The following is a 6,712-nucleotide window of genomic DNA, read 5'->3' as shown; positions in this document are numbered from 1 at the left end:
TTTTTTCATTGTTCAGTACTACAACCTTAGTTGTAGTGCCCTGCACATTGGTTCGTCTTGTTCAGTTTTCAAAGGTCTTTGTCACTTACTTCTCTCAAGTGACAACTATATTAGTATATCACAGTCACTTTCGCTTGTCAACACTTTTTTGAAACTTTTTTAAGTTTTTTTGAAACTTTTTTTCATCAAGTGTTCCAACCGCAACATACCATAGTCCGTACGGGATTCGAACCCGTGTTACCGCCGTGAAAAGGCGGTGTCTTAACCCCTTGACCAACGGACCAGAGTTGTTATTTTCAACTCTTACTATTATACAGGCTTTTTCTGACTTGTCAACACCTTTTTTAAAATTTTTTATTAATTTTTTTTTGCATGAATTCCTAATGAGTACAGATGTCAAACTCTTTAAACACAATACGTAAGTCTCTTAATACTCTTTGACGACCTCGGAATCGTTCATTTCTTAAGACGCGTTCTAGCTCTTCTTGTTGCTCTTTACTTTGTTTGTTTCTATAATCTCTTAGGGTTTCATGAAAGAGATAATAATCATCTAGCCACAGACCGCCCTCACTTATACGATGACTGATTTCACCCACTTCTTCATAGGGTTCTTTATTATATCTTCGTTTGTGGCTTTCTTGCTTACGGAGATAATCTAAAATTCGATTCCGGAATTTTGTTTTGAAATATTTACGTAAGCGTGGGATATCTTCTACCAGCCCTTCTTCTCTACTAATCAATTCATGTAGACATATCATTCCCTCTTGATCCCAGTCCGATAACTCCCACAAATGAAGGTAATATTCATTTCTACACTTATATACACTCCCCTGGACTTCTTCATACAATTCTTTAAGCATCATGTTCTCCTTTCTATTTACAGTTTAACAAATCATGAAGCTAATTTGGTTATTTCCCCCGTTCTGTTCCCTACACCGTCTAAACTGCACAAAAAAGAGAGGACAAGCCTCTCTTAGGGTTATAATTCCGCAATTTGGTTTAGGTTTACTTCTGCAACTGTGTCATTACCAAACATAGAGATAATCATTTTCACTTTATTATTATCAATTTCTGTAATCTTACCAGTGTAGTCTGCAAAAGCGCCATCAATAATACGTACAGTTTGACCAACCTCAACATCGAAATCAAATTCTTGTACAGTTTGTCCCATAGATACCAAAATGTCACGAATTTCTTGTTCCAATAATGGAGTTGGTTTTGATCTGTTCCCGTGTGATCCGACAAATCCTGTAACATTTGGTGTGTTTCGCACAACAAACCAAGCTTCATCTGTCATCACCATTTCTACAAGAACATAACCTGGAAAGCGATTTTCTTCTACTTCTTTTCTCTTTCCATTTTTTTCAACTTGCACAGTTTGTGTTGGAATTTCAACGCGTAGAATATTATCCAACATATTATAGGTTTGTGCACGTTGTAATAGATTTTCTTTTACCTTATTTTCATAACCAGAATAAGTTTGTAAAACAAACCACCCTTTATCAAAACTATCCATGATATTTCCTTTCATAAATAGAAGATTTCTAGTGTAAATAACTCCACTAACCTTCTAAAAAATGTTAATAAATCGAATCAAACCTGAAACAATCAACTGGTCAAAAATGTAAATAATTACTACAAAGAAAGCTGTGTATTCCATGATAGAACGAAAATCTCTCCAGCTTTCCTTGCGAGTTGGCCATGTTGTGTCTTTAAGAAGTCTAAAAATATCTCCAATAAAACGCATCGCTCTCTCCTATCTCGTTTCTCTGTGTGTAGTGTACTTACCACAATGCTTACAAAATTTATTTACTTCTAGTCGTGTAGGCTTGGGGTTTCCACTAATCTTGATTGAATAGTTTCTCGAACCACAAACCGCACAAGCTAGGCTTGCTTTTTTTAGTGCCATAACGCCTCCATCTTATCTATTATAACAAGAAAGCTAGGCTTTGACAAGCATCTTAGCGAAATAGATTGACTACCGAATCCCATATTGTTTGAGCCTTTTCCTTAATCTTCGCATCTGAGATAGCCCGGCTAGCCTCATCTACTAGACTTTGCGCACGTCCTCGAATATCAGACAAATTATCATCTGTCTGGCTATTATCATTGGTTTGTACTTGTCTTTTTGTGTTAGCTGGTGCAATTCCATTTTTCTTATATGCATTTTCAACTGTGAAGGTACTTCCTGGCGTATAAGGTAAAATGGTATTGGCAATGTTTCTAAAGACATGGGCTGCACCATTTGAAGTAGATCCTGCTAGATAGTGATTTTCATCAGTGGTCGGAAAACCAAGCCAGTGACTAATCACTACATCCGGAGTATAGCCAATTACCCACTGGTCACTTGTGTATTCAGGATTAAAAACAGCTTCGGTTGTACCAGTTTTCCCTGCCATAACATAATCTGCAGGCGATGAACTAATACCGGTACCGTTAGTAAACGTCCCCAACATCATACTAGTCATCTTGTCAGCTACAGCTTTATCAATCACTCGTTTTTGTGAATTTTTATGGCTCGCAATAACCTGACCACTAGCATTTTCAATTCTACTAATAAAATGAGCTTCCGGCATTAAACCTTCATTTGCAAAGGCAGCGTATGCTTGAGCCATTTGCAGAGGGTTGGTTTCAACACCGCTTCCTAAAGCGACACCAAGAACACGGTCTATCTTTTCCATGTTGAGTCCAAATTTTTCGCCTGCCTCAAAAGCTTTATCAAGGCCCAAATCATTAACAGTGGCAACAGCAGGTAGATTAAGCGATTCTGCCAAGGCTTGATACATAGGAACTTCTCGACTCGTTTTGATTCCTGCATAGTTATCAACCTTATAGCTGTTATACTGCATGGTATGGTTATCCAAGAGCTTGTTCAAAGCCCAACCTGCTTCAACTGCAGGCGTATAAACAACTAAAGGCTTAATTGTAGAACCAGGGCTACGTTTTGATTGGGTTGCATAGTTGAAATTTCGGAATCCAGTTTTATCATTGTCAGCAACTTGACCGACAACTCCACGAACTCCTCCTGTTTTCGGTTCAAGAGCTACACTTCCTGATTGTGCAAATGTTCCATCCTCTGCCCTCGGAAATAGCGATGTATTTTCATAGACAACCTGCATATTTGCTTGATAGTTTTGGTCCAGCTCTGTGTAAATACGGTAGCCATTATTGACAATCTCTTCCTCTGTTAGATTATACTTGGAAACAGCTTCATTAACCACCGCATCAAAGTAAGAAGGATAGCGGTAATCTGAGATTTTCCCTTCATACTTATCGTGCAATTGCGAAGTCATATCAACTTCTGCAGCTTCGGTTTCTTGGTTTTTATCAATATATCCTGCTGCAACCATATTTTGTAAGACAGTGTCGCGACGATTAGTCGAATCTTGTACGGAATTCAAAGGATTATACAGTTCCGGTCCTTTGAGCATCCCTGCCAGAGTCGCAGCTTGATCCAAACTCACTTCTGACGCAGAAACTCCAAAGTATTTCTTACTCGCATCTTCTACACCCCACACACCATTTCCAAAATAAGCGTTGTTAAGGTACATGGTTAGAATTTGATCCTTACTATATTTTTTTGTTAATTCTAAAGCCAAGAAAAATTCTTTCGCTTTTCTCTCAACAGTTTGATCCTGTGACAAATAGGCATTTTTAGCTAGCTGTTGGGTAATAGTAGAACCACCACCTGAACGACCAGCAGTGACAATCGCCAAGAAGAAACGACCATAGTTAATCCCGTCATTTTTATAGAAAGAGCGGTCTTCTGTCGCAATAACAGCATTCTGCAAGTTTTTACTGATGTCAGTCAGCTCAACGTAGGTTCCCTTTTGACCAGACAAGGCACCAGCCTCTTTTTCTTCACGGTCAAAAATGATAGTTCGAGTTTTCAAGGCATTTTGCAAATCATTGACATTGGTTGACTTAGCTACAGCAAACAAATAGGTTCCAACTAGCAAGCCTGCACTCAAACCTAGTATAAGGACAATCTTTGTTAGATGATAGCGACGCCAGAATTTTCGAATTGGACCTACTTGGGCTAATTTTTTTCGATCACTGCGAGAGCGACGTAAGCTAGTAGAATCAGAGTCCTCTAGTTCACTTGTTTCTTTTTTAAAAAGAGAAAGAAATTTCTCAAACAATTTATCTAATTTCATGCGTTTATTTTATCATCTTCATCATAGGAAGACAAGAATTTAGCTATTTCCTATCCAAATAGGGCTTTTTTTGTTACAATATCTGTATGCAATTCACATTTACATTACCCGCCTCTTTACCTCAAATGACGGTTAAGCAATTACTGGAGGAACAACTCCTCATCCCTAGAAAAATCCGTCATTTTTTGAGAATCAAGAAACACATTTTGATAAATCAAGAAGAAGTTCACTGGAACGAGATGGTAAGTCCTGGAGATGTTTGCCAGTTGACTTTTGACGAGGAAGATTATCCCGAAAAAGAAATTCCTTGGGGCAACCCAAACCTCGTTCAGGAAGTTTATCAAGATCAACACTTAGTTATTGTCAACAAACCAGAGGGTATGAAAACCCACGGTAACCAGCCAAACGAAATCGCTCTTCTTAACCATGTCAGTGCCTACGTTGACCAAACCTGCTATGTCGTTCATCGTCTGGACATGGAAACCAGTGGCTTAGTTCTCTTTGCCAAAAATCCTTTTATCCTGCCCATTCTCAACCGCTTATTGGAGAAAAAAGAGATTTCTAGGGAATATTGGGCACTCGTTGACGGAAATATCAACAGCAAAGAACTTGTTTTCAGAGACAAAATCGGACGTGATCGCCATGACCGCAGAAAGCGAATAGTTGATACAAAAAATGGGCAATATGCTGAAACACATGTAAGCAGATTAAAGCAATTCCAAAACAAGACTTCCTTGGTTCATTGCAAACTAAAGACAGGTCGAACCCATCAAATCCGTGTACACCTTTCGCATCATAACTTCCCTATTTTGGGCGACCCTCTCTATAACAGCAATTCAAAGATAAGTCGGCTTATGCTTCATGCCTTCCGACTTTCCTTTACCCATCCACTTACATTAGAAAAATTAAGCTTCACTGCCCTTTCAGATACTTTCGAAAGAGAAATAAAAAAGAATGGATGATTGTGTCATCCATTTTTCCATATAAGAAAAGCAAGACCAAGAGGCCTTGCTTTTTATCGACTCATGAATTATTTAGCAATTTTTGCGAAGTATTCAAGAGTACGAACAAGTTGTGCAGTGTATGACATTTCGTTGTCGTACCATGATACAACTTTAACCAATTGTTTACCGTCAACGTCAAGAACTTTAGTTTGAGTTGCGTCAAACAATGAACCGTAAGACATACCTAGGATATCTGAAGATACGATTGGATCTTCAGTGTATCCGTATGATTCGTTTGAAGCTGCTTTCATAGCTGCGTTCACTTCGTCAACAGTAACGTTCTTTTCAAGAACTGCTACCAACTCAGTTACAGAACCTGCTGGAACAGGAACACGTTGAGCAGCTCCGTCCAATTTACCGTTCAATTCTGGGATTACAAGACCGATAGCTTTCGCAGCACCAGTTGAGTTAGGAACGATGTTTACAGCACCAGCGCGAGCACGGCGAAGGTCACCACCACGGTGTGGTCCGTCAAGAATCATTTGGTCACCAGTGTAAGCGTGGATAGTAGTCATCAATCCTTCTACAACACCAAAGTTATCTTGAAGAGCTTTAGCCATAGGAGCCAAGCAGTTTGTAGTACATGAAGCACCTGAGATAACTGTTTCAGTACCGTCAAGAACGTCGTGGTTAGTGTTGAATACAACTGTTTTAACGTCGTTTCCACCAGGAGCAGTGATAACAACTTTTTTAGCTCCACCAGCGTGCAAGTGTTTTTCAGCAGCTGCTTTCTTAGCAAAGAAACCAGTAGCTTCAAGAACGATTTCTACACCGTCGTTAGCCCAGTCGATTTGTTCTGGATCACGTTCAGCAGAAACTTTGATGAATTTACCGTTAACTTCAAATCCGCCTTCTTTAACTTCAACAGTACCGTCGAAACGACCTTGAGTTGTGTCGTATTTCAACAAGTGTGCAAGCATAACTGGATCTGTAAGGTCGTTGATACGAGTAACTTCAACACCTTCTACGTTTTGGATACGACGGAAAGCAAGACGACCGATACGTCCGAAACCGTTAATACCAACTTTAACTACCATTAGTGATTTCCTCCTTATGAAAATCATGAAATTTTTATTGTGAAAAGAGTAACTTGAATCACTACAAATCACCTTTCAACAAACCTATTATATAACTATTTAAGTTTAATTGCAAGTACGGGCATTGTTTTTCTATGTTAGTTTCTTTTTTAGCTAACTTCTCAAAGTAACTTCCACTTGCCTAACCAAAGTGGAAATTAGTCTAAAACGGATTTTTATGGTGGAATTAAGTATGAGACGTTTGAGTTAGAAACGAGGCTCACTATGACAAAACATAAACACCTTACCCTTTCAGACCGTAATGATATCCAATTGGGCTTAGAGCGCGGTGAAACCTTCAAAGCTATTGGACAATCCATTCTAAAAGACCCAACTACTGTTTCTAAAGAAGTCAAACGAAACAGACAAATCCGAGAGTCTACATGCCATAACCTTCCTTGCCCTCTACTCGACAAAGCTCCCTTTGTCTGTAATGGATGTCCTAAAAGAAGACAGAATTGTGGCTATAAGAAGA

At 38.9% G+C, this 6,712-nt stretch carries 8 protein-coding genes and 1 tRNA gene; 2 read left to right on the top strand and 7 right to left on the bottom strand.

Features of this window, described 5'->3' with window-relative positions; translation table 11 throughout:
- Window positions 1-211: 211 nt before the first annotated feature.
- The 6 genes from HT685_RS05095 to pbp2a all read right to left on the bottom strand — a co-directional run bounded on the left by HT685_RS05095 (window position 212) and on the right by pbp2a (window position 4,157).
- A tRNA-Glu gene (locus HT685_RS05095) sits at window positions 212-283 on the bottom strand.
- Window positions 284-380: 97 nt separating this feature from the next.
- Window positions 381-860 carry a sigma-70 family RNA polymerase sigma factor gene (locus HT685_RS05090; RefSeq protein ID WP_173226880.1) on the bottom strand — a complete coding sequence of 160 codons (480 nt, stop codon included), beginning with the start codon at window positions 858-860 and terminating at the stop codon, window positions 381-383.
- Window positions 861-979: 119 nt separating this feature from the next.
- Window positions 980-1,516, bottom strand: a complete 537-nt coding sequence (gene nusG, locus HT685_RS05085; RefSeq protein ID WP_000376739.1) for a transcription termination/antitermination protein NusG — start codon at window positions 1,514-1,516, stop codon at window positions 980-982.
- Between the two features lie 54 nt (window positions 1,517-1,570).
- The gene (gene secE, locus HT685_RS05080) at window positions 1,571-1,747 is read right to left on the bottom strand and encodes a preprotein translocase subunit SecE (protein WP_001210991.1); all 177 of its coding nucleotides are present in this window, start codon (window positions 1,745-1,747) and stop codon (window positions 1,571-1,573) included.
- A 9-nt stretch (window positions 1,748-1,756) separates the two neighbouring features.
- Complete coding sequence (gene rpmG / locus HT685_RS05075; protein WP_001809375.1) at window positions 1,757-1,909, bottom strand: 50S ribosomal protein L33; 153 nt, start codon at window positions 1,907-1,909, stop codon at window positions 1,757-1,759.
- A 52-nt stretch (window positions 1,910-1,961) separates the two neighbouring features.
- On the bottom strand, window positions 1,962-4,157 hold the full coding sequence (gene pbp2a / locus HT685_RS05070) for a penicillin-binding protein PBP2A (protein ID WP_166727426.1): 2,196 nt from the start codon (window positions 4,155-4,157) through the stop codon (window positions 1,962-1,964).
- 86 nt (window positions 4,158-4,243) lie between these two features.
- Between pbp2a and HT685_RS05065 the strand changes: the two genes are divergently transcribed.
- Window positions 4,244-5,119: an RluA family pseudouridine synthase gene (locus HT685_RS05065; RefSeq protein ID WP_240148125.1), complete on the top strand. Its 876-nt coding sequence runs from the start codon at window positions 4,244-4,246 to the stop codon at window positions 5,117-5,119.
- A 68-nt stretch (window positions 5,120-5,187) separates the two neighbouring features.
- Here the strand turns inward: HT685_RS05065 and gap are convergent, their stop codons facing one another.
- Window positions 5,188-6,198, bottom strand: coding sequence for a type I glyceraldehyde-3-phosphate dehydrogenase (gap, locus tag HT685_RS05060; protein WP_000260662.1), 1,011 nt, complete (start codon window positions 6,196-6,198; stop codon window positions 5,188-5,190).
- Between the two features lie 264 nt (window positions 6,199-6,462).
- Between gap and HT685_RS05055 the strand changes: the two genes are divergently transcribed.
- The coding region (locus HT685_RS05055) for a helix-turn-helix domain-containing protein (protein ID WP_173226882.1) at window positions 6,463-6,712 on the top strand (250 nt) is incomplete at its 3' end.

This window comes from Streptococcus sp. 5004 (genome assembly GCF_013276755.1).
In the GTDB taxonomy this organism is placed as follows: domain Bacteria; phylum Bacillota; class Bacilli; order Lactobacillales; family Streptococcaceae; genus Streptococcus.
The sequence above is the reverse complement of the archived record's forward strand: the minus strand, read 5'-3'. Positions and strand labels throughout refer to the sequence as shown.